General features: G+C 38.5%; 19 protein-coding genes. 9 read left to right on the top strand and 10 right to left on the bottom strand.

Annotated elements, in window-relative coordinates; genetic code table 11:
• The 3 genes from ACOVO2_RS14180 to ACOVO2_RS14190 form a co-directional block, all read right to left on the bottom strand.
• A partial coding sequence (locus ACOVO2_RS14180) for a glutamine synthetase family protein (RefSeq protein WP_421770610.1) occupies positions 1 to 1343 on the bottom strand: 1343 nt, incomplete at its 3' end.
• A gap of 92 nt (positions 1344 to 1435) precedes the next feature.
• Positions 1436 to 2641 carry an ATP-grasp domain-containing protein gene (locus ACOVO2_RS14185; protein ID WP_421770611.1) on the bottom strand — a complete coding sequence of 402 codons (1206 nt, stop codon included), beginning with the start codon at positions 2639 to 2641 and terminating at the stop codon, positions 1436 to 1438.
• Positions 2642 to 2797: 156 nt separating this feature from the next.
• Positions 2798 to 3223, bottom strand: a complete 426-nt coding sequence (locus ACOVO2_RS14190; RefSeq protein ID WP_421770612.1) for a DUF1573 domain-containing protein — start codon at positions 3221 to 3223, stop codon at positions 2798 to 2800.
• 272 nt (positions 3224 to 3495) lie between these two features.
• Between ACOVO2_RS14190 and ACOVO2_RS14195 the strand changes: the two genes are divergently transcribed.
• Together ACOVO2_RS14195 and ACOVO2_RS14200 are read left to right on the top strand one after the other, a co-directional pair.
• Positions 3496 to 5910, top strand: coding sequence for an alpha-ketoacid dehydrogenase subunit alpha/beta (locus ACOVO2_RS14195; RefSeq protein WP_421770613.1), 2415 nt, complete (start codon positions 3496 to 3498; stop codon positions 5908 to 5910).
• 116 nt (positions 5911 to 6026) lie between these two features.
• Positions 6027 to 6620, top strand: a complete 594-nt coding sequence (locus ACOVO2_RS14200) for a Crp/Fnr family transcriptional regulator (protein WP_421770614.1) — start codon at positions 6027 to 6029, stop codon at positions 6618 to 6620.
• 506 nt (positions 6621 to 7126) lie between these two features.
• Here ACOVO2_RS14200 and ACOVO2_RS14205 read toward each other — a convergent pair.
• Complete coding sequence (locus ACOVO2_RS14205; protein ID WP_421770615.1) at positions 7127 to 7915, bottom strand: response regulator transcription factor; 789 nt, start codon at positions 7913 to 7915, stop codon at positions 7127 to 7129.
• 238 nt (positions 7916 to 8153) lie between these two features.
• Here ACOVO2_RS14205 and ACOVO2_RS14210 point away from each other — a divergent pair, with 238 nt between their 5' ends.
• From ACOVO2_RS14210 to nadC, 3 genes are all read left to right on the top strand, one after another.
• Positions 8154 to 9824, top strand: a complete 1671-nt coding sequence (locus ACOVO2_RS14210) for an ArnT family glycosyltransferase (protein ID WP_421770616.1) — start codon at positions 8154 to 8156, stop codon at positions 9822 to 9824.
• A 52-nt stretch (positions 9825 to 9876) separates the two neighbouring features.
• Complete coding sequence (locus ACOVO2_RS14215) at positions 9877 to 10656, top strand: type III pantothenate kinase (RefSeq protein ID WP_421770617.1); 780 nt, start codon at positions 9877 to 9879, stop codon at positions 10654 to 10656.
• Between the two features lie 79 nt (positions 10657 to 10735).
• Positions 10736 to 11587, top strand: a complete 852-nt coding sequence (gene nadC, locus ACOVO2_RS14220; protein ID WP_421770618.1) for a carboxylating nicotinate-nucleotide diphosphorylase — start codon at positions 10736 to 10738, stop codon at positions 11585 to 11587.
• A gap of 151 nt (positions 11588 to 11738) precedes the next feature.
• On the opposite strand, the gene ACOVO2_RS14225 is transcribed toward nadC, so the two are convergent.
• Together ACOVO2_RS14225 and ACOVO2_RS14230 are read right to left on the bottom strand one after the other, a co-directional pair.
• Positions 11739 to 13322: a S8 family peptidase gene (locus ACOVO2_RS14225; protein WP_421770619.1), complete on the bottom strand. Its 1584-nt coding sequence runs from the start codon at positions 13320 to 13322 to the stop codon at positions 11739 to 11741.
• A 149-nt stretch (positions 13323 to 13471) separates the two neighbouring features.
• The gene (locus ACOVO2_RS14230) at positions 13472 to 14671 is read right to left on the bottom strand and encodes a trans-sulfuration enzyme family protein (RefSeq protein ID WP_421770620.1); all 1200 of its coding nucleotides are present in this window, start codon (positions 14669 to 14671) and stop codon (positions 13472 to 13474) included.
• 95 nt (positions 14672 to 14766) lie between these two features.
• Between ACOVO2_RS14230 and argB the strand changes: the two genes are divergently transcribed.
• The 3 genes from argB to ACOVO2_RS14245 all read left to right on the top strand — a co-directional run bounded on the left by argB (position 14767) and on the right by ACOVO2_RS14245 (position 17298).
• Positions 14767 to 15549 (top strand): acetylglutamate kinase, encoded by a 783-nt coding sequence (argB, locus tag ACOVO2_RS14235; protein WP_421770621.1) that lies wholly within the window; start codon positions 14767 to 14769, stop codon positions 15547 to 15549.
• A 113-nt stretch (positions 15550 to 15662) separates the two neighbouring features.
• Positions 15663 to 16742: a M20 family metallo-hydrolase gene (locus ACOVO2_RS14240; protein ID WP_421770622.1), complete on the top strand. Its 1080-nt coding sequence runs from the start codon at positions 15663 to 15665 to the stop codon at positions 16740 to 16742.
• A gap of 112 nt (positions 16743 to 16854) precedes the next feature.
• The gene (locus tag ACOVO2_RS14245) at positions 16855 to 17298 is read left to right on the top strand and encodes a DMT family transporter (RefSeq protein ID WP_421770623.1); all 444 of its coding nucleotides are present in this window, start codon (positions 16855 to 16857) and stop codon (positions 17296 to 17298) included.
• Here ACOVO2_RS14245 and ACOVO2_RS14250 read toward each other — a convergent pair.
• The 3 genes from ACOVO2_RS14250 to ACOVO2_RS14260 form a co-directional block, all read right to left on the bottom strand.
• Positions 17281 to 18639, bottom strand: coding sequence for a 3-deoxy-D-manno-octulosonic acid transferase (locus tag ACOVO2_RS14250; RefSeq protein ID WP_421770624.1), 1359 nt, complete (start codon positions 18637 to 18639; stop codon positions 17281 to 17283). The two genes, ACOVO2_RS14245 and ACOVO2_RS14250, sit on opposite strands and share 18 nt — an antisense overlap.
• 263 nt (positions 18640 to 18902) lie before the next feature.
• Positions 18903 to 19049, bottom strand: a complete 147-nt coding sequence (locus ACOVO2_RS14255; protein WP_421770625.1) for a DUF5615 family PIN-like protein — start codon at positions 19047 to 19049, stop codon at positions 18903 to 18905.
• The gene (locus tag ACOVO2_RS14260; protein ID WP_421770626.1) at positions 19049 to 19288 is read right to left on the bottom strand and encodes a DUF433 domain-containing protein; all 240 of its coding nucleotides are present in this window, start codon (positions 19286 to 19288) and stop codon (positions 19049 to 19051) included. Before ACOVO2_RS14260 ends, ACOVO2_RS14255 begins: the two co-directional genes overlap by 1 nt.
• 89 nt (positions 19289 to 19377) lie before the next feature.
• Here ACOVO2_RS14260 and ACOVO2_RS14265 point away from each other — a divergent pair, with 89 nt between their 5' ends.
• The gene (locus tag ACOVO2_RS14265; RefSeq protein ID WP_421770627.1) at positions 19378 to 20388 is read left to right on the top strand and encodes an OmpA family protein; all 1011 of its coding nucleotides are present in this window, start codon (positions 19378 to 19380) and stop codon (positions 20386 to 20388) included.
• A gap of 12 nt (positions 20389 to 20400) precedes the next feature.
• On the opposite strand, the gene ACOVO2_RS14270 is transcribed toward ACOVO2_RS14265, so the two are convergent.
• Positions 20401 to 21873 carry a TlpA family protein disulfide reductase gene (locus ACOVO2_RS14270; RefSeq protein WP_421770628.1) on the bottom strand — a complete coding sequence of 491 codons (1473 nt, stop codon included), beginning with the start codon at positions 21871 to 21873 and terminating at the stop codon, positions 20401 to 20403.
• Between the last annotated feature and the right edge of the window lie 157 nt (positions 21874 to 22030).

The raw sequence follows: 22030 nt of genomic DNA on the forward strand, positions 1-22030 counted from the left end.
ATCTCGAAATAACGCTTCAACTCCCAATCGGTTACAACTTTGGCGTGTTGTCGCCATTCCCATTCACGGGTTTGGGTGAAATGCTGCACGAAAGTTTCGCCGAAAAGTTCTTTCGCTACATCAGAACTTTTCATGGCTTGCGTGGCTTCATATAAATTGCTTGGTAAAATTCCATTGCTAAGGTCGCGGTAGCCATTGCCAACCGTAGCGGGTTGATTAAGTTTAAGTTGATGACGAATGCCGTATAAGCCAGCCGCCAAACAAGCCGCCAAAGCCAAATAAGGATTGGTGTCTGAACCAACAACACGAGTTTCGAGGCGACAAGATTTTTTGCCCAAAGGCAAAGCACGCAAAGCCACCGTTCGGTTATCGACCGCCCACGTGAGCGTTGTCGGAGCCCAAGCACCTTCTACCAAACGTTTATAGCTATTGATTGTTGGAGCAACCATGGGCAAAATATGCGGCAAACAATGTAATTGCCCAGCCATATAACTTTCCATCAATGAACTGATATGATTAGGAGCATTTTCATCATAAAAAAGATTATTTTTCTCCTCAGCATCCCACAGACTTTGATGCACATGACCACTACAACCTGGTAGATTTTCATTGATTTTTGCCATGAAAGTGGCCATAATACCCAATTTATTGGCAATTTCTTTGACCGAAGTTTTGAATAAAATCGCTCTATCGGCAGCCGATAAAATATCTGAATAAGTGATGGCAGCTTCATAAACTCCCGGCCCAGTTTCGGTGTGAAGTCCTTCGAGCGGAATATCAAATTTGGTTAACTGCTCGAAAATATTGGTCATAAAATCGTTGCGTAAACTACTACGGAGCAACGAATAACCAAACATTCCAGGCGTAAGCGGTGTAAGATTCTGAAAGCCTTTCTCGTGAATAGAGGCTGGCGTTTCTTCAAAATTAAACCATTCAAATTCTTGCGAAAAGAAAGACTTAAACCCTTGTTTATCAGCATCTTCAATGACTCTTTTCAGTACATTTCTTGGACAAACTTCGGCTGCTTCTTCGATAAATTCGGCTAAGAAAAATGGAATATCATTTTCCCACGGAATTTTGCGAAATGTACTTAAATCAAGCTTTGCTTTTGCATCAGGATAGCCCGAATGCCAACCCGTAAAACTGGCATTATCATAGCAAACATCGGCCATATCCCAGCCAAAAACTACATCACAAAAACCTAAGTCGCCATCAAGTAGCGACATAAATTTTTGTTTACTAATATATTTTCCACGTAAAACTCCATCTATATCAGCAATCGCCAATTTGACTTTGCCCGATGGATGAGTATTTACGTAATTAATTATTTCTTGTTGAGTCATTTCGATTTACGATTTACGAGATACGAATTACGATTACGATTTATAGGATAGAACATTATTCGTAAATCCAAAATCGTAATTCGTAAATCAAATTAATGTACAGGTTTATCAGGAGCGGGAGCCGAAGCATGATAGCCCAAATCTCGAATCATCATGGCATATTTTTCCATGAGCTCAATTACTCTTGCTCGGTCTTTAGAGCGTACAATTAGCCCAATGTGATACTCCTCGCTCATTTTCCAAACAATTTCGGGGTCATTGAAAGGTGCGTAGTCTGGATGTTCGTGCGATGAAAGCGAAATCACAATTCCCGAATAATAATCCTCAACTGGTGGCAATTCGTAAGCTCCTCCAATGGCTACCGCGGTTTCTATTTTAGCCCATTCTCTCCATAAATTTATACCTGACGAATACTCAACCATTTCGGCCAAATTGGCCCCTCCTACGCGTGACGCAGTTTCGAGGAAATAGAATTTACCATCTTCATAGCATTTTATCATTTCAGTATGCGAAGCACTCGATTTCATACCAAACGCCCGCATTACATCTTCATTCATTTTCTTGAGTGCGGCATCATCTTCTGAGCCATGCTCAACCGTAACTGAGCGAAAAATTCCACCACCATGAGCCACTTCAAAAGGTGTATTCATATATTGGCTACATCTCGTAAAAATTACTTTACCATTGAGCGTCAACGAATCAACATGATATACATCACCAGGTTTAAATTGCTCAATCAAGAAATTATGGCGTTCATCGCCCAACGAATGCACGGTATCCCACGCCTCTTGGAAACTATGTACTTTTTTGATACCAGCGGCTGATGCCTCAGAGCGTGGTTTGATTACCCACGGCGGCGAGGTGCGTTGAAGATATTCAGTAACATCAATATCATGAAAAAGTGTGCTGAAAGCCGGAACAGCAATGCCCGCATCTTGTGCTTGCACACGCATGGCAAGTTTATCTCTGAAATAACGAGCGGTGGTTTGTCCCATCCCCGGAATACGGAAATGCTCACGCACCAATGCGGCCTTCTCTACATCAAAATCATCGAGTGCCACTACTCGGTCTATTTTTTTACTACGCATCAGAGAAGCTAATCCGACCAATATTTTTTGGTAAGTATCGAAAGTATTTTCTACGTTATCTAAATAAAAAATTTCGTCGATTGACTCACGAGGCCATGCTTTATCTTGCAGTTTTTGGTTGGTCAGCAAATACACATTATTGCCTTCGGCCTTACAAGATTTCAGAAATTCGACGCCTTTGAAATAAGTACAGATACAAAGAAAATTCATAGGTTCAAGGGAATTGTTGATGTGATACATGATAGAATACTCAAATATAAAAGTTTGGTATTTATATTCAATATTTTCGACCTATTTCTTCTGAAAACAAAAAAGCCTCCCGCAGTTTTGCGAGAGGCTCTTATATAAAAACTAATCTTACTCAGATTATGATTTTTTCTTAGCGTTTGGTGCTGCCGCTGGTGCTGCTGCTGGAGCAGGTGCCGATGTTACTTCACCTTTGATAGTTAAGATAACCGACGAGTTTTCAGCGTTGCTTGATACTGTGATAGTTTTTGTGAAAGCACCCGGACGGCCAGAAGTGTTGTATCCAACTTTGATAACACTTTTACCACCTGGCATGATTGGATCTTTTGAGTACTCAGGAGTTGTACATCCGCAAGAAGCTTGGGCATTTGAAATTACTACTGGAGCAGTTCCTGTATTTGTAACTTCGAAGTTGTAAGTTGCCAATGGGCCTTCAGAGATTTTACCGAAATCATGTACTTCTTTGTTGAATTTTAATACGCCTTGAGCGTTTGATGCTGCTGCAAAAGCAAATACTACGGCAATAGTTAGAAATAATTTTTTCATTGATTTAATTAATTTTTAAGTTTAAAATAATCTTTTCTATTAGTAAAGCATGTTTTGTTACTACAAATAAACACCATTATAAATTTATATCCCAAATTTTTAACAATCCATTAACAAAATCGTGCCATTTCTCATTATTTTGAAAAATGAAATATTTTTTTCTAACTTTACGTTGGAATTAGTTGTTATACTAACTATTTCTGTATTATTAAAAATGACCTTTAGATTTGGTCTTTAGCCAGTGGCGAATTATTCGCTCTACATTTCATCTTATGACAGACCTACTTGCATCAATCTCTTCAACCGATGTTCTTTTAACTAAAGAAGAAGTTCTTAATGATTATCGAATGGCTTGCGAAAGCCGTGAAGTAAGTTATATTGGTCGACAGGATGTTTTTAGAGGTAGAGCAAAATTTGGGGTCTTCGGCGATGGAAAAGAGCTGGCTCAAATTGCCATGTCGAAAGTTTTCCGTAAAGGCGATTTCCGATCGGGTTATTATCGTGACCAAACGTTCTTGGCAGCAGTCGGAGGACTTACCTGGCAACAATTTTTTGCTCAGTTATACGCCCATACGGATGTTGCACACGATCCATTTACGGGTGGACGTTCGATGAATGCCCACTACGGAAACCGTTTGGTAGATGATAAAGGCGAATGGCTTGACCAAACCCAAATGTATAACACCATTTGTGATGTATCATCAACGGCTGGTCAAATGCCTCGTGCTGTTGGTTTGGCCTACGCCTCAAAGCTATTCAGAGAAAACCCTGACTTACAGCACCTTACAAAGTTTTCAAACAACGGAAATGAGGTTTGCTTTGCCACAATCGGCGATGCTTCTACCTCACAAGGAATGTTTTTCGAGGCAATCAATGCGGCCGGAGTTCTACAAATCCCTATCATTTTCTCGGTTTGGGACGATGGCTACGGAATTTCGGTGCCAATCAAATACCAAACTACCAAATCAAGTATTTCGGAAGCACTGGCGGGTTTTCAACGAAAAGGTGATTCTAACGGACTCGAAATCATTGTGGCTCGGGCTTGGAACTACGTTGAACTAATTGAAGCTTACCAACGAGCTGCTCTTTATGCCCGTGACCAACACGTGCCTGTACTAGTACACGTTATTGAAGTTACTCAACCTCAAGGACACTCTACTTCTGGCTCGCACGAGCGATATAAATCAAAAGAAAGATTGCAATTCGAACATGATTTTGACTGCAATACTCATTTTAAAAAATGGATCCTCGAAAATGGCTATGGCTCCCCTGAGGAATTAGGAGAAATAGAAATTCGGGCAAAAGAAACTGCAAAAAAATCACGTAATGCCGCTTGGGCTGCGTTTCGAGACTCCCTAAAACCAGAATATAATTCGGCTACAACTCTACTGAAGAAAATCATCAATGAGAGTAAAAATGCCAAATCGGTTAATTCAATTATAGAAACGCTCGAAAAAACCGAAAACCCTGTCAGACGTGATGTAATTTCGGCAGTAAAAAAAGCGATACGGGCCATTAGATTTGAAGATGTTGCTTCAAAAAAAGATTTATTAAAATGGCTAAACGATGTAGCTCCCGAAAACTACAAAAGATTTAATTCTCACTTATTGAGCGAATACCCAACTTCTCCGATGAATGTTAAGGGAGTAGCTCCTATCTATGACGAAAACAGTCCAATGGTTGATGGCCGAGAAATTATCAATACTTTTTTTGACTATTTACTCGAAACCAACCCAACGGTTTTTGCTTTAGGAGAAGATGTAGGCAAAATTGGTGACGTAAACCAAGGTTTTGCTGGGCTTCAAGAAAAACACGGAGAAATCAGAGTAACCGATACTGGAATCAGAGAGACAACAATCATTGGGCAAGGAATTGGTGCTGCCATGCGTGGCTTACGCCCAATCGTTGAGATTCAGTATTTCGATTACATATACTATGCCCTCGCTACGCTTACCGACGATTTGGCTTCATTGCGTTATCGAACTGTCGGCCAACAAGTGTCGCCACTCATTATACGTACACGCGGACACCGCCTGGAGGGTATTTGGCACTCTGGCTCACCGATGTCGGCTATGCTAGGGGCATTGCGTGGTATTCATGTGTTAGTTCCACGTAATTTTGTGCAAGCAGCAGGTTTCTATAACACGATTCTGAAAGGCGATGACCCCGCACTCATCATTGAGTGCTTAAACGGCTACCGAATCAAAGAAAAGCTACCAACTAACCTTACCGACGTTTGCATACCGCTGGGTGTACCAGAAACCATCAAAGAAGGCTCTGACCTGACGATTGTGACCTACGGCTCAATGTGCAGAATTGTGATGGAAGCAGCAGCCCAGCTCGAAGAGATAGGCATCAGTGTCGAGGTGATTGATGTGCAATCATTATTACCTTTTGATGTCAATCATCAAATTGTAGAATCAATCAAGAAAACTAATCGAGTAATTTTTGCGGATGAAGATGTACCAGGCGGAGCATCGGCATATATGATGCAAGAAGTGATTGACAAGCAGAATGCTTATCGCTGGTTAGATGCCGCTCCTAAAGCCATTTCGGCCCAAGCACACCGCCCTGCCTACGCCTCAGACGGCGATTATTTCTCAAAACCAAACGTAGAAACAATTTTTGATGCTGCTTATGAAATGATGCACGAAGCCAAACCGGCTCTGTATCCAAAGTTGTATTAATAGCTTCAAATAAAACGATAAAAGCCCTGTAAGTTCAATTCAAAATTATTTTGAACTTATGGGGACTATTATGTTTCTTTGCGTCTATTACAACCTATGAAGAAGATAGAACAACTATGCTGAGTTTAGAACATCCATTATTTTTAGGCTTACAACAATATACTACATTTTCAGAATCTGACCTACATAAATTAATGCAGTATTTCAAACCTATTTCTTTTGAAAAAGATACTATTATTCTAGATATAGGCGAGATAAATGATAAGTTATTTTTTGTGGAAGAGGGAGTTCTACAAGAATTTTCTTACCAAGAAGATGAAGAAGAACTTATAAATACAAACTGGTTGATGCCCGAAGGAAGCTTTGTATACTCAACAATTAGCTTTATAAATGAGGTGCCTACAGAAATGGGAATTAAAGCCATTGAAAAAGTAAAACTATTGTATATTACGAAAGTAGATTTACAAACTGTCTATGAAGAGATACCCCAAATGGAGCGTATTGGTCGCTTAGTCACCGAACAAAATCTCATCACATACGAAAAGTTTTTACTGATGATTAGGTATAGAACATCAGAAGAAAGGTTAAATTGGTTTGAAGAAACATTTCCTACGCTGGTCAATCGTGTGCCTCAAAAATATATTGCCTCTTATCTCAATATCCGACCTGAAACCCTAAGTAGAGTTCGTGCGAAAAGAGCAGAACGATAAAGACTCATACTATTTTAAACTATTTATTGACATAGGTCAATTTTTATTTCCAAAAACTCTCACCAATTTTGTAGGACTTTAGATCCACAAAACATTTCATGGCCATCAAATCTCAACGATTTGGTGGCTTTTGCATAATTATTAAGTCATAGACATTTACAAAGAACAAAAGACACATGAATAGATCAATGTGTCTTTTATCTGGATATATATTCTATAAAGTGCTTAAAAAGGCAAAGGGGGCATAAAATGTCCCCCGATGAACCCAAAACAACTTTTGCTGTGACTAAAAAAGTGAATTTCTTAGTTTAGTGTGCGATTTCTCCAAAATTTATCGATATATCAATAGTCAATATGACTAAAAATCCATCCTACGTATCCAACACACTTATAATCAATTATTTACAAGCCAAATTATTACAAAAAAAACATGACTTTTATTCACTTTTAATTTCTTTACCTTAATAATTCTTATTTTATCTCTTTTAAATCTAAATTGTTTATCTTCAGATGACCCCCACCATTCGACACAATTGTATAAGAGCAGTGGTATCTCTCATGCCCGTGCGGGCAAGCATATTCCGACGATGATTATCAACTGTATTATGACTTATCTTTAACTCTTTTGCTATTTGTCGAGTATCAAGCCCTTGCGATATATGTTGTAATACTTCTCGTTCTCGCTCCGAAACAATTTCATTGGTAAGTGTTTTTTCTTCGTTCGAATAATAAACGTATATTTTTTTGTTTTCGTCGCCAAACACTCCTCTTATACAATAATCATCCCCCTTGACAAGGTGTGTAATATCTTGAATTGACATCATGATAAGGGTAGGATTTTTTTGCTCGTTAAATTCGATCGGAACGATATTAAGGAACCAACGCATGCAGCGTCCTTCTTTATGAGATAACTTCATACCCCACGCACTTATAAACTGCCGTGATTTGTATTCAATCGGCATATTTTTTACGATATTTAAAATCCACAAAATAAATGTACCCATGAATGATCGATGTTCATTATGAAACATCATCATAAATTTTAAAAGAATAGTATCTCCGAATTCAGCGGAGCTAAATCCTGTATATTTGAGTACACTACCACTTACTTGAACCACTCTCAGCTGCTTTACATCGATCAAAAACGTCAAATTTCCCTGTTGATTATTGAGCAAGTTAATAAGCCCTGATTTTTCAAGATACTTTTTATCATCTATCTTTACATCATCAGGATAAAAACGCTCCAGCGTTTCATAAAGTTTCCTTAAAATATTTTCAATTTCTCTATGTATCAACAAAGTCCAGTTTCTTGTAAGGTTACAATTCAATACAAATTACGATATTTTTCATCAATTTATTGTTTAATTTTTTAATTAATTAAAAAAATACCTTTAAATAAGCGGAAGCCGACGTTTGATTTATAATCGAAGGAGTATTAATACACAAATACAAATTTATTTATTATTGAAATAATGTTATGCTTACAAACAACTTTTTTTCAATGCATTATAGTCGCCAATTAACAAACCTAATATGACCAAAACATTTTTCAAAATACTATCTATTATACTTTTAGGCATTTGTTTCTATTTACCATTTCTAGGAGGGGTTCATCTTTTTGATTGGGATGAAATAAACTTTGCCGAATCGGCCCGAGAAATGATTCTTACGAGTAATTATAGTCGAGTCCAAATTGATTTCAAACCTTTCTGGGAAAAACCTCCATTATTTTTTTGGATGCAAGCTGCCTCTATGCATATTTTTGGCATCAATGAGTTTGCCGCACGTTTTCCGAACGCTCTTATTGGCATCATTACCTTAGTCACTCTATTTTTAATTGGTAATAAGCTAAGAGATAATACATTTGGGCTTATCTGGGCTTTGATGTACTTGGGAGCTTTTACGCCGCACCTCTATTTCAAATCTGGTATCATTGACCCTACCTTTAATCTATGTATTTTTTTAGGTATCTACTTCTTTTTTAGAGCAAAAATTGAGCCAAATAAATCTATGCCAAACACGCTATTGGCTGGAGTATTCATTGGGCTGGCCATTCTTACGAAAGGCCCCGTTGGGGGGCTCATTTGGGGACTAAGCGTTTTTTCTTACTTTGTTATAACTAAATTCAAATATTCCATAAACTGGAAAGAAACGTTTATTTTTGGAATGAGTTGTGTGCTTGTTGCCTCTATTTGGTTTGCCAATGAGCTAATCAACAACGGGTTTTGGTTTATCAACGAATTCATTACTTACCAAATCCGACTTTTCAGTACGCCCGACGCAGGCCACGGACAACCTTTCTATTATCATTTTGTGGTTGTGTTGATTGGTTGTTTCCCGATTTCAATCTTTGCGATTCGGGCTTTTACTTATAATCACGCAAAAATTGATAGTGCATTTACTGAACTGACAGCATTCGTACCATGGATGAAAACTACTTTTTGGGCGGTTATGATTTTGTTTAGCATCGTTACGACCAAGATTGTGCATTATTCGTCGATGTCGTATTTTCCTGTGTCGTTTTTGGCTGCTAAATTTCTTTACGATTGGCTCAATGAACGTGCTACTTGGAACAAATGGGTGAATTCTGGACTGCTTTCAATTGGTTTCATCTTATCTTTAGTTTTAGCGGCCGTGCCTTTCGTAGGAATGCACACGCAGGAGATTGTTCCATACATCAAAGACCCTTTTGCTGTAAAAAATCTCGAAGCGGTGGTTGACTGGCACATTTACGAAATGTTTATCGGTATTACTTATTTTGCTGTCATTGTTTTTGCCGTAGTTTTTCTACGCAAACAAAGCAAAAAGGTATTTATTTACACACTTTCATTAGCAACTGCGGTTTGCTTGTTCTTGTTCGGAGCGATTGTCGTACCAAAAATAGAACGTTATACACAAGGTGCGGCTATTGACTTCTACGAGTCGAAACGTGGACAAGATGTGTATATTCATGTATTAGGATTTAAAAGTTATGCTCATTTATTTTATTTTCAGAAACCAGTTTCAAAAGTTTCGGCCGAGAAAGGCGAGGCTTACGAAGATTGGCTTCTAAACGGAAAAGTTGACAAACCTGTGTTTTTTGTAACAAAATTTGACCGCTATGAAGAATACCGAAATCACCCAAATTTGGAGCTGATTAAAGAAGAAAATGGCTTTGTTTTCTTGAAGCGTCGGAATGACATTAAAAACTTGTTTTTGAAATAAAATTTGAAAAATTAAGAAGATTTAGCAAACTTTGACCATAAAAAAACTAACATTGACAAAAAACTCAGCACATTTACTGGTTATTGACGTTGGCAATACTGATGCCACTTTCGGGATTTTCGATGGTGAAAACCTACTTCATAACTTTAGGATAAAATCACTGAAAGATGAAAACTACGTTTATTTTGAATATCGTTTTCGTCAGTATTTTCTCGAAAATAATCTTCGCTTTGCCGATATTACCAAAGTGGTTTTGAGTAGCGTTGTGCCTCCGCTCACACCCGTTTTCAAATCGTTGATTCAAAACTTATTTGGCTTAGACCCCATCGTTGTCAATGCGTATATTTTTCCAACTCTGACGGTTTCGATAGATAACCCCGACGAAATTGGTAGCGATTTGGTAGCAAATGCGGTGGCGGCCTATACTAAATATGGCAGAAACTGTGTGGTAGTTGATTTCGGAACGGCACTTACTTTTACGGTTGTTTCGGCCGAAGGTAAGGTTTTGGGCGTTTCGATTGCCCCCGGTTTACGCACAGCCGTGAAGGCTTTGTTTTCAAATACGGCCCAATTACCCGAAGTTCCGCTCGAATTACCAACTTCGGTGCTTGGAAAAAACTCGGTTCACGCTATTCAGTCGGGTATTTTGTGGGGCTATGAGGGTTTGGTAAAAAACATGATTCACAAAGTACGAGTCGAACTCGGTGGCGATTGTATTGCGATTGCTACGGGCGGCCTTTCTTCGATTATTTCGACATTGAAAGATGAATTTGTAGAGGTCAACCGAGAGCTAACTTTGGAAGGTTTAAGAATAATTGGAGAAAGCAGATAATCGTATAGAACTTCGTAGGAACGTCCAAATTGGACGTTCCTCTAATAATATTCCACAAAATTTATCAGATTGGAAAAATATGAAATTAGATAAAAGAGCAATCACGAAATTTATAAAAGCAGCCCTTGCCGAAGACGTTGGCGATGGCGACCACACTTCGCTTTCAACTGTACCAGCCGATGCGATGGGCAAAGCGAAACTATTGGTAAAAGACGAGGGAATTTTGGCGGGTGTAGAATTAGCCAAAATGATTTTTAAGATTGTAGATAAAGACCTAAAAGTGCAAGTGCTTATCAAAGATGGTAAGCCAATCAAATACGGTGATATTGCTTTTTATGTAGAAGGCCGCGACCGCTCGATTCTAACCGCCGAACGTTTGGTACTGAACTGTATGCAACGCATGAGCGGAATTGCAACCACAACCAAACAAGTTGTGAAACTACTCGAAGGCACAAAAACAAAGGTTTTGGATACTCGCAAGACAACTCCTGGTTTCAGAATGATTGAAAAATGGGGTGTTCAGATTGGTGGAGGTGTCAATCATCGGTTTGGACTTTTTGATATGATTTTGATAAAAGATAACCACGTTGATTACGCAGGAGGTATCAAAAATGCCCTCAATGCGGCCCACGAATATCTTAAATCTACTGGAAAAGATTTACCGATTGAAATCGAAGTACGTAACCTTACCGAACTCCAAGAAGCCCTCGAAATTGGCGGAGTGGTGCGTATCATGCTCGATAATTTTAGTTACGAGAATATCCGTGAAGCTATCAAAATTGTTGATGGGCGTTTTCCGCTGGAAGCATCGGGTAATATTTCGCCTAAAAACGTACGAGAATATGCCGACTGTGGCGTAGATTATGTCTCGATGGGCTATCTGACACACTCGGCCAAAAGCTTGGATTTGAGCTTGAAGGCGGTGAAGTGACCATAAACTAATGACTTCAAGTCGTTTTTTATAAAAAAGCACCCATCCGTTGATTATTCCAGCAATCTGTTTCAACAGGTAAAAGTTAATAAAAAGAAAGGTCTTTTGGCGTACCAAAAGACCTTTCTTTTTCCTAATTCCTATCAAAAAATCATTTCATTTCCATAGCCATTTTCACGGCATTGTAGGCATTTACGATTCCACCCGTAGCTGATAAATCTTCAAACTTCACGATTTCGTCACCACCCGGTTTCTTTACTCTCAAATCAGGCACTTTTACCGATGATTCTAAGATAATTTTTTTGATTTGAGCCGCCGTAAGATTCGGAAAATAGGATTTCAATAAAGCAGCCACACCCGCTGTTGCTGGCGAAGCCATACTTGTTCCGCTTTTTTCTTCGTATTTCGAGCCCGGGACTGTCGAATAAATATCAACACCAGGAGCAAAAACATCAACGTTTTTCTTGCCATAATTACTAAATGTTGCCACGGCATCAGCATCAGGTTTCCAAGACAATGCTCCAACCGAAATCCAGTTTTCGGCAATTCCACCACCTTCATATTGGTCGTTTGGCACTTGCCCTTCTACATCAGTGTCTAAATTATCGTTTCCAGCGGCAGCAACCAACAAAACACCTTTCGAGATAGCATATTTCACGGCATCATCGACCCATTTTTTGTTGGTACTATATTTTTTACCAAAGCTCATATTGATAATTTCGGCACCATTATCAGCAGCATAACGAATGGCGTTTGCCACATCTTTGTCTCGCTCGTCGCCATCAGGTACCGTACGCACAACCATTAGCTGCACATCGTTGCACACACCCATGATTCCTAAGTTATTATTACGATTTGCCCCAACAATACCCGCCACGTGCGAGCCGTGCATGGCATCTGGGCCTGTTACTTCATTATTACCGTATTCGCCATATTCGAGTTTTTTAGGGTTATCGCCTACTACTTTACGGGCATCAAAATCGAGATTATAATTGTATTTCAATTCACTTTCAAAATGCTCAATAGCTTCTTTGAGGTCGGTACCTGTGGCACCCAACTCAATAAATTTTTCGAGGGTTTTCTTGGCGGCTCTCACTTTGCGGTCGGCTTGGCTTTCGTCAATGCCTTTGATAGCTGCTTGCGTAAGGTTTTCAACTTTTAGATAATCTTTCAGAATCTTCTCCGACTCTAAATAATTACTATACATTTGTTTATAAATAGGTGCATATTGCTCATTTTCGGCTTTTTTCTCGTCGTATTCTTTTTGCAAAGTTTGTAATAATTCGTAATCAGCTTTGTTTTTACGAATCAATTTCTTCGATGGTTTATCGCCAAATTTATCTTTCAATTGCTTCAAAATTCTGGTCATTTCGAGTTGTTCGTGATGCACATCAGTACCATCTTTTCCACCCAAAAAATCCCAGCCGTTAATGTCATCAATGAAACCATTTTTATCGTCATCTTTGCCGTTTCCAGCAATTTCTTTAGTATTTACCCAAAGTTTATCTTTCAAATCTTCGTGGTTTACATCAGTTCCACCATCAATAATTGCCACAACTACTGGCTTAGATTTTTTATCTTTCAGAAGCTCATTATAGGCACGCTCCACACTCATTCCACGAACACCATCTTTCTCAAAATCAAGGTTAAACCAATTCAATTTAGTTTTTAGTTCTTGTGCGTTTGTTTGAAGAAGAAACGAGGAAATTAAAATCGAAAAAAGGATTTTTTTCATTAGCATAAGTTTTGTTTTTGAGAAAAGTATGTTTCCAAAGCCTTTAATGTCTGAAAGAAGACAGGGCTCGGCGAGACCATACAGGTTTAGTAAATTAACTGCGAATTAAACGAATAAGTTTGATATTTATTTAACCTCTAATTAGGTAATCATTGAAAAGCTTGCTCGAAATCGGCTATCAAATCATCAATATTTTCGATACCAACCGAAATACGCAATAAATTTTCGGGACTGGTTGAGTGAATCCCTTCCACCGAATAACGGTGTTCGATTAAACTCTCTACCCCACCTAAACTCGTAGCGTGTTTGAATATTTTAAGTTTGGAAGCTAATTCCATCGCTTCTTTTTGTCCACCTTTCACCAAAATCGACATCATTCCACCAAATCCATTACGCATCTGCTTTTTAGCAACTTTGTGGTATTCGTTCGATTTCAATCCGGGGTAATTTACTTTTTCGATTTGTGGTTGGGCTTCTAAAAAAGTGGCCAATTTCATGGCATTTTGAGCATGAACAGGCATTCTGACAGCATAAGTAGATAGACTTCGGCTCAATAACCAACAATCAAACGGCGAAGGTACTCCACCTCCAACGCTTTGGAAGGTGCGGATAGCCGCCCCCGATGGGGGAGCTACTAATTCTCTGTCATCAATTAAGCTCGACTTTGACGAGCTTAAAAAAGCCCCCCCATCGGGGGCGGGGGGGGCTGGAGGTAAAATTACACACCCACCCAAAATATCAGAATGCCCACCAAAATACTTTGTAGTTGAGTGCATCACTAAATCAACGCCCAACTCGAAAGGTCGAGTGAAAAATGGCGTTGCCCAAGTGTTATCGCAGGCTACTAAGATATTTTTTGCTTTAGCTATTTTCACAACCGCCTGAATATCAGTAATTTTCAAACTCGGATTCGACGGTGTTTCTACCCAAATCAGTTTTGTATTTTTCTTAATCGCTCGCTTGATTGCACCCAAATCGGTCATATCAACGGCCGTGCAAGTCAGCCCAAAATTGGCATAGAGATTATCAATGATAACTTTTGTATTGTAGTAAATATCATCGGGAAGAATGACATGGCTATTTCCACCTAGCGAATGAAAAATACTCATCGTGGCGGCTTGCCCCGATGCAAAAGCAATGGCTTCGCTCCCACCTTCGAGAGCAGCCAGTTTTTCTTCTAAGGCACGTCGATTGGGGTTCGAGGCACGGGTATAAATATCTCTACCTTCAACTATGCTTCCATCGGCGGCTCGCTCAAAGGTAGTAGAAAGAATCAAAGGAGGAACAACTGCACCCGTGGTTGGGTCGCCATGATTTCCTGCGTGAATCGCAAGAGTTTCGATTTTCATTTTGTAATTTTGTATTATTAAAGTTTACAAATATAAGTAAAAGTAAATCATTACAAGGAAGTCTTCGCTTAAAGCGAAGACTTCCTTTAAACAATATGAAACTAAACATCATCAAAATCGGAGGAAATGTCATTGATAATCCTCGCTCATGTAAACAATTCCTCGAAGATTTTGCCGCTCTCGAAGGCTCAAAAATTTTGATTCACGGTGGTGGAAAAGTAGCCACAAAAATTGCCGTTAAGCTCGATGTAGAAACAAAAATGGTTGATGGCCGCAGAATTACCGATTTGCCGATGCTCGAAGTTGTAACGATGGTTTATGGCGGACTCGTAAATAAGCAAATTGTGGCACAATTACAAGCCCTCGGCTGCAATGCACTTGGCCTTACGGGAGCCGATGGTGGCGTAATTTTGGCAAAAAAACGTGCCGTAAAAGATATTGACTACGGCTATGTGGGCGATGTAGAAAAAGTAAATGCACCATTGATAGATAATTTCTTAAAGAATGACCTTACGCCTATCTTTGCTCCGCTGACGTTTGATAAAGAAGGAAATATGCTCAATACGAATGCCGATACACAGGCATCATCGGTAGCAGTGGCCATGGCTGAGCAGTATGAAGTAAATCTAATTTATTGTTTTGAGAAAAAAGGTGTACTTTCAAACCCAGATGACGACGATTCGGTAATTCCGCAACTCACGCCAAGCATCTATGCCGATTATAAGGCTTCGGGAGCAATCAATGCCGGCATGATTCCGAAACTTGATAATGCTTTTGCGGCACTTCAAAGAGGCGTTGCGAAAGTAACGATTTGCCATGCCGACGAACTAAAACAAGCCGTTGCCGAAGGTACACGAGGAACACAGATAATTCTGTAAGTCCACGGTCAACCGTTGGCGGTCAACAATAAAAGCTATAACTATTTTAGCAATGTCGGAAGAGAAAAAAATCATTAACTCATTCGCTCATTCAATCATTCAACATTGTATTTATGCTTCAAAATTCAGAATTAGTTGAAACACTTACTAAAGATGCCATCGAGCTTCTGAAAGATTTAATTCAAACCGAATCTTTCAGCAAACAAGAAGACGAAACGGCGGCGATTATAGAAGAGTTTTTTCGTGAAAGAAATATTCCGTATCGTAGAAAAAAGAATAATATTTGGGCGAGAAATAAATTTTTCGATGCTTCTAAACCAACGGTTTTACTAAATTCTCACCACGATACCGTAAAGCCCAATCCTTCTTGGACACTCAATCCGTTGAATCCATTGGTGAAAGAAGGTAAACTTTACGGCCTCGGTAGCAATGATGCGGGTGGCTGCTTAGTTTCGTTAATTGCGACGTTTTGTTATTTCTATTATAGAGATGATTTGAAATATAATGTCATTATGGCGGCAACTGCCGAAGAGGAAATTTCGGGGCGAGAGGGTCTTGAAATGGTTGTGCCGGAATTACCAGAAATAGAATTTGCGATTGTAGGCGAACCAACCCAAATGCACTTAGCAGTTGCCGAAAAAGGTTTATTGGTGTTGGATTGTATTGCTCACGGAAAATCGGGCCACGCTGCCCGTGATGAAGGCGAAAACGCACTTTACAAAGCTGTGAAAGATATTGCTTGGTTTCAGAATTATAAATTCCCGAAAGTTTCTGAAAACCTCGGACCAATCAAGATGAGCGTAACGATGATAAATGCGGGTTCGCAGCACAACGTTGTGCCTGATACTTGCAAGTTTACGGTTGATATTCGAGTAACAGAGCAATATACTCTAGAAGAAATTACGGAAGTAGTAAAGAAAAACATCGAAAGTGAAGTAGTACCTCGCTCAATTCGTTTGCGTCCGTCGAGTATTCCGAAGGAACATCCGATTGTGCAAGCTGGAATTTCGATGGGTAGAAACACTTACGGTTCACCAACGACTTCTGACCAAGCTTTGCTTGATTGCCCATCTCTGAAAATGGGGCCTGGCGATTCGGCTCGCTCGCACACAGCCGACGAGTTTATTTATCTTGATGAAATCGAAGAAGGTATCAAGCTTTATATTACGATGCTTGGAAAAGTAATAATTTAAGCAGATAAATAGACACAATGGGCTTTCACGATAGACACAAGAATAGGCTTGTGTCTATTGTGTCTCTATTGAGTCCATTGTGTTAAAAGACAAATACATCCAAAAAATAGCCATGAGCATCATTTACTACATCCTTGCCTTTTTGTGTGGCGTTACGAACAGCACACAATCTGGCGTAAATGCCGAGTTGCGAAAATCTATCAATAATCCAATTTATGCGGCCATCATTTCTTTTGCTTCTGGCTTGTTAGGCTTGATTTTGATAACTCCTTTTTTCAAAGAATCGGTGCCAACAATGGCAACTTTGAAATCTTTGGAATGGTGGAAGCTAACAGGCGGTGTATTAGGTGCTTTTTTTGTAACGACAGTTATTCTGAGCGTACAAAAAATTGGCTCAGCAAATATGATTTGCTTGATTGTGGCGGGGCAACTCATAACTGCTATGCTACTTGACCATTATGGACTTTTAGGCTTCAAATTGCACCAAATCAACGCTTGGAGAATTGTGGGCGGGTTGCTGATTGTGGCAGGCGTTTATTTAATCGTTAAGAATTGATGCTACAACCATCATCACTTTTTCGGTAGCACCAATATTCTGTAAAACATAATTCTGCGAAATTTTATCAGTTTCTTTCTTTTTGGCTTCGTTTGAGCGTAAATCTTTTAATATTTCGCCCAAATCATTAGTTGAAGCCACGGCATAAGCCCCACCCTGTTTGACTAAATCAACTGCTTCTTGGAATTTATGATAGGCTTTATTACCAAAGAAAATAGGCATTCCGAAAGTAGCAGCTTCTAAGATATTGTGTAGTCCTTTGCCAAATGAACCACCAATAAACGCAAAGTCGGCGTATTGATAAAGTGATGAAAGCATTCCGATATTATCAATGATAAGCACCTGATAATCTGTCAGTTTCGTATCGGGTTTTACTTCCGAAAAACAAATACTTTTCAACTCAATTTGCTTTTGCCAAGCGTTTATTTCCTCTCGATGGATTTCGTGCGGGGCGATAACGAAGACTATTTCGTCAGTAACTCTAACGTCGGCAAGGTTTTGAACCTTGCCGACGTTGAATGAGTTCATCAACAGAATCAAAACTTCCATATCGGTTTGCCAAGCCGAACCTACCATAAATACTTGTCGATTTGCCTTGAATTGAGCGGCAATCGGAATATCTTTTTTGGCATCAACAATTTGTTTCACACGGTCGAAACGAGTATCGCCTGCGAGTGTAATTTGCTGAATATCAATACTTTTCAGCAAATCGAATGATTCTTGATTCTGAACTAAAATATGTTTAAACTTCGTAAGTACCTCTCTGTAAAACCCACCGTAGGATTTAAAAAATAGCTGATTAGGGCGGAAAATGGCAGAAAAAGATACTACTGGAATTTGTTGTTTTTCGAGTTCGGTCAGATAATTTCGCCAAAATTCATACTTTACAAAAAATACAATCGACGGCTTTACGATTTCTATAAACTTTCGGGCATTGGCAGGAGTATCGGCTGGCAGATAAAATATGTAGTCAGCACCTGCATAATTTTTTCTGATTTCATATCCCGATGGCGAAAAGAATGTCACCAAGATTTTGTAAGCTGGATATTTCGCTCGAAACGCTTCAATGACTGGTCTTCCCTGCTCAAATTCACCCAAAGAAGCACAATGAAACCAAGCAAGCGTACCTCGACTTCGCTCGGTAAACGATTTGCTGGGCGAAGTCGAACTATGGTTAGTGAGCGAAGTCGAACTATGGTTGGTGAGCGAAGCCGAACCAAGCCTTTCAAAAATATTTTTTCTACCATCAACCCACAACTTTGCTTTGGAGTTAAACGGAGCTAAAACGCTGATTATAAACGAATAAACGTGTATTGAAAGATTATAAAGTAGATTGAGCATTCTATTTAAAAAATAAGAATTAGAACTTATTTTAGTTTTCTATGGCGTTTTTAATTCTTATTTTAACTCCCGTATTTCCCCATTCTGCAATTATCATAAATGGCAATTCTAAGACTGGATTCACATTCAAGATAGATTGAAGCGTTTGAATATGATAGAAAGAATCAAAGTGACCAGGTTTTAGAAAAATAATCCCGATAAAATTAGATTTATTCTTATGAACCAGTGTTCCAAAATCACTATCCAAAGTAATTAAAACTCTATTATTTCTCCAATAAAAAGGCATCTGAAGAGCCGAAAAGGTTATTTTCTTTGGTATCATAAACATCAAAGCCTTTTTCACGCAGAAATTCTACCAATTTAGGGTCAATATTTTCATCTGTAAAAAAGAGACATTCTGATAGTTTCATCAAGCAGCATTTGAATGTTGAACTTCGATAATTATTTCATTTTTCATAGCATCAGAAGCATATAAAATGGCTTGTTGAATACTCTCAACAGAAAGATGAGGGTATTTTGAAACAATATCTTGAATCGTCGCACCCGAAGCAATCCACTCTAGAATCAACTGTACACTGATACGCGTACCTTTGATACAAGGTTTTCCTCCCAAAATGTCTACGTCCGAAACAATAAGTGGATATTTCATAATTTTACTTTTTTTACAAAACTATAAAAACCTGTGCTATTTTCTCAAAAAACCTGTGTTTTTGTTTAGCACTATACATACTTATTAGCATGAGATTTATTACTTTTAATCTAAAAATCGCTTTCTTAATTCTGAATAATATGAAACTTTTCTCGTTTGTTTTACTTTTTGTTGTTTCACTCCATTTATCGGCACAAAAACAGGCACTTTATTATTTCGATAAAGAGTTTAAAGAATTTACGGGCAAATTCCCTCCGCTCAATGTTATGGGCACAAAAGGAAAATTTGAAGAAGAAATTGTGGACAAATTTGGCAAAACGAAACGACAAGTGTATCGATTTCCAATCAACTCGGGTTTAGTTTTTGATAATACCAAAATCGAAAATTTTATTACGGGTTCGTACGGTATCGAGATGTATTTTAAGTACGACGATGGCAGTATGCTGCTCTATAACCAAATTTTGGGTGATGATTTGGCCAATAAACAAGGAAAATACGTGCATTTGGTTACGACCCGTAACCAGCAAACCAAAAAAGTAAATATTTATATTGATGGAAAAATACGCTTCGATTTTGTGGACTCCGACAACCAAATGGAAATGGACAAAAATGCCCAAGTAACTTTTTTTGCCGATTCGGGACGCACAACCACTTCGGGAACGGTGGCTATGATAAAACTCTATGATTTTTTTATTGATACCCCAACGGCTCAGCATCTTTTCAAAGCTTTTACCGAAAGTTCTGACGAAAAATCAACCTCGCCTTTGGGTGTTTTGAAGAACCTATATTTTGTGCAGAGTTTACCCATTTTACTCCCCGAATCGACACCCGAACTGGAAAAGATTTATGATTTTCTGACCCAAAATTCGGCACTAAAAATCGAACTACAAGGGCATACCGATAATCAAGGAGATTTTGACCTCAACCTCAAATTATCAAAAGACCGAGCCGAAACTATCAAAAAATATTTGGTGGAAAGAGGCATTTCTTCAAACCGAATCAAAACCAAAGGCTTTGGAAGCACCATGCCAATAGCCAACAATACCAACGAACTGACTCGCAGCAAAAACCGACGAGTGGAGTTGGTGGTGGAGAAATGAAACAATACTTTATCAATTCTTCAAAGTCGCCTCAATTTGCTGAATTAATTCTTTTCGGTCTATTGGGTACTCAACATTCACAATTTTACCATTTTTATCAATTATGGCATAGCTTGGAAAACTTGAGCCTTTGATTTTCTCCATGATTTCATTAGTCAAGGCTTCATTGGCAAAAACGTGACTTCCTTCTAAATTATAAAAAGCAATGAGTTGCTTCCATTTGGTTTCGCTTTTATCGTAGTTTGTTACGTACAAAAATTCTACGTCTTTTCCCTCAAAGTGCTTTTTGAGAGCGGCGGCATTCTTTTCGATTTCTTCTCGGCATGGGCTGCACCATGTTCCCCACATATCCAAAAATACAGTTTTTCCTTTAAAATGCTCTAAAATATTATCCCATTTTGCGGTGGTATTACCTTCTAAAAATATCGCTTTTTTAGGAATTGTATTTTCAAGACGTGCCGCAGCTTCTTGAATAGGCTTTTTGAAATATTTGATGTATTGGCTATTGGGATACTGACGTTCAAAGTCATTGAAAACAGATTTAGCATTGAAAAAATGCTGGTCATGAATCAAATTATAAAATACACGCCCGTACATTTGCTCTTTTACCTTCCCCGTAAAATATCGCTCAATGATTTTTTGCTTGAGTTGGTTTATGTAGTCAATTTCCATGGCAGCTTTACCTCTCAAACTATCACCACCAAACCACTCATCGTAAAATTTTGCTGGCTTTTTGTCAAAATCTTCTCTCGAACCTTCATGATTGGCAAACAAAAACTGCCCTAAATAATTTTGATAAGAAGGAGAAATAAGGGCTTTATCTTCAGAAATAGCAACCTCATCTTGTAATTGATTAAATACCGCCGCCCACTTTGGATTATTTCTTCTTACTGGATTATTCGTGTAAATCGAATAAAAAGCTGCTAAACGGGCATATTTCAGGTGATAATTCCAAGCATCGGCAACTTCTTTGGATGGTTTATATTGAGTCAAGTAAGCATCTATCAATAATTTATCTGCTTGATAAAAACTATTGATTCTTTCATATACTCTATCGGGTAGAGGGTCGCCATAAGCCTCGCCAACGTCATAGTATGTACTGACTCCCACTAATTTACTGTGATTAGTCCCAGCATCAGTAATTACAACTTTACCATCAGATTTCTCGTTTAAAGCAATTTTATCTCCCTTAGAAATATACAAATATTGTTCGTAAAGTTTTTTTGTTTGTAAACTATCCCAAACGGTGAATAGTATAATTTCCTTGTCGATAGCTTTTAAATCGAGAGTAAACGAGCCATTTTGTGCAATTTGTTTTTTCAACGAAACTCCATTTATATCACTATCAATCAGCCACTTAGATGGTCGAAAAACAGTAATTTTACCTTTTTTCATAGAAGGTACTTTTCCTGAAATAATTGTCGTTTGAGCAAAAGCAATGTTAAAAATTAGACTGAATAGTAAAACAGCAAATGAACGTTTCATAGTTGTATGAAATTTTTAAGTATAATTTATATTGTTTAAAATTTACGAAATTATGATTTCCTCCTCTTCCACCATTTCACTACCTCAAACCAAATCACTGAAATAAAACCAACTCCAAGACAAATGCCGAGTTGTTCGATTGTCAGTGGTGTGAAGG

The organism is Emticicia sp. (assembly GCF_049241225.1).
Lineage (GTDB): Bacteria > Bacteroidota > Bacteroidia > Cytophagales > Spirosomataceae > Emticicia.